This window comes from Streptomyces sp. DvalAA-14, assembly GCF_900091855.1.
In the GTDB taxonomy this organism is placed as follows: Bacteria; Actinomycetota; Actinomycetes; order Streptomycetales; family Streptomycetaceae; genus Actinacidiphila.
On record NZ_FMCH01000051.1, the window covers coordinates 1 to 1,292 of the forward strand.

General features: G+C 74.4%; 2 protein-coding genes. Both read left to right on the forward strand.

Translation table 11 applies throughout. The annotated features are described in order from the left end of the window. Nucleotides 1–224: phosphatase PAP2 family protein (locus tag GA0115240_RS02385; RefSeq protein ID WP_141708684.1), on the forward strand; the 224-nt coding region annotated here is incomplete at its 5' end. Next, on the forward strand, nucleotides 217–1,182 hold the full coding sequence (locus GA0115240_RS02390) for a decaprenyl-phosphate phosphoribosyltransferase (protein WP_093734975.1): 966 nt from the start codon (nucleotides 217–219) through the stop codon (nucleotides 1,180–1,182). The genes GA0115240_RS02385 and GA0115240_RS02390, both read left to right, overlap by 8 nt. Nucleotides 1,183–1,292 lie beyond the last annotated feature (110 nt).

Genomic DNA, 1,292 nt, shown 5'->3' on the forward strand with positions numbered 1-1,292 from the left:
ACAGCTTCCCCAGCTCGCACGCCGCGTCCTCGGCCGCGGCGGCCATCGCCTTCGGGGCGCTGCTGCCGCGCGGCCCCTTCCCGCCGCTGGCCGCCGCGGTGTGCGTGTCCCGGCTGGTGGTGGGTGTCCACTACCCGACCGATGTCGCCTGCGGCGCGCTGCTCGGCGGGGCGATGGCCCGCCTCGGCCGCCGCTGGGCCCTGGCAGGTGTACGCGATGACTGACCCGTCCGCCGCACTCGTCGACGACCCCAGCCCCGAGCCTCCCGGGCGCGAACCGTCCTCCGGCGGCTCCGCGCTGACCCTGGCCGGGGGTCTGCTGCGGACCGCCCGGCCCCGGCAGTGGATGAAGAACGTCCTGGTGCTCGCCGCGCCCTTCGCCGCCGCCCGGCTGCTCAGCCCCGGCGAGGCGCTGCGACTGGCCGGGGTGCTGGCACTGTTCACCGCCTGCGCCGCTGCCGTCTATCTGATCAACGACGCCCGCGACGCCGACGCCGACCGGGCCCACCCGGTCAAATGCCGGCGCCCGGTGGCCAGCGGCCAGGTCCCGGTCGGTGCCGCCTACGCCGCCGGCGCGGTGCTGGCCCTGCTGGCGCCGGTCACCGCCGCCCTGGTTTGCAATCCGGACACCGCCGCGCTGCTGGCCGGCTACGTGGTCATGCAACTGGCGTACTGCGTCTGGCTGAAGCACGTTCTCGTCATCGACCTGGTGATCGTCACCGCCGGATTCCTGATGCGGGCCATGGCCGGCGGCATCGCGCTGAACATCGACCTGTCCCGCTGGTTCCTGATCACCTCCGGATTCGGCGCGCTGTTCATGGTCGCCGCCAAGCGCTACTCCGAACTCGTCCTGATGTCCTCGCGCGAGAACGTCGCCGCCTCCCGGGCCCTGCTCGGCTCCTACACCTCGGGCTACCTGCGCTTCGTCTGGCAGCTCGCGGCGGGGGTGGCGGTGCTGGCGTACTGCCTGTGGGCGATGGAGACCGGCGGCCGGCCGCGCGGCTGGCTGCCCTGGCGGCAACTGTCGATGATCCCCTTCACCCTGTCGGTGCTGCGGTACGCGGTCTTCGCCGACGCCGGGACAGCCGGCGAGCCGGAGGACGTGGTGCTGCGGGACCGGGCGCTGGTGTGCATCGCACTGGCCTGGGGCGTGCTGTACGTACTGGCCGTGGTCAATCAGTGAGACCGCCGCGATGGCTGCGATCCCGGCGGCGGGCCGGCGCGGCGGACCCGAGCGGGCACGAGCCGGTACGGCGGAGCTCGGCGACCCGCCGGACCGGCCGGCGCCGCCGG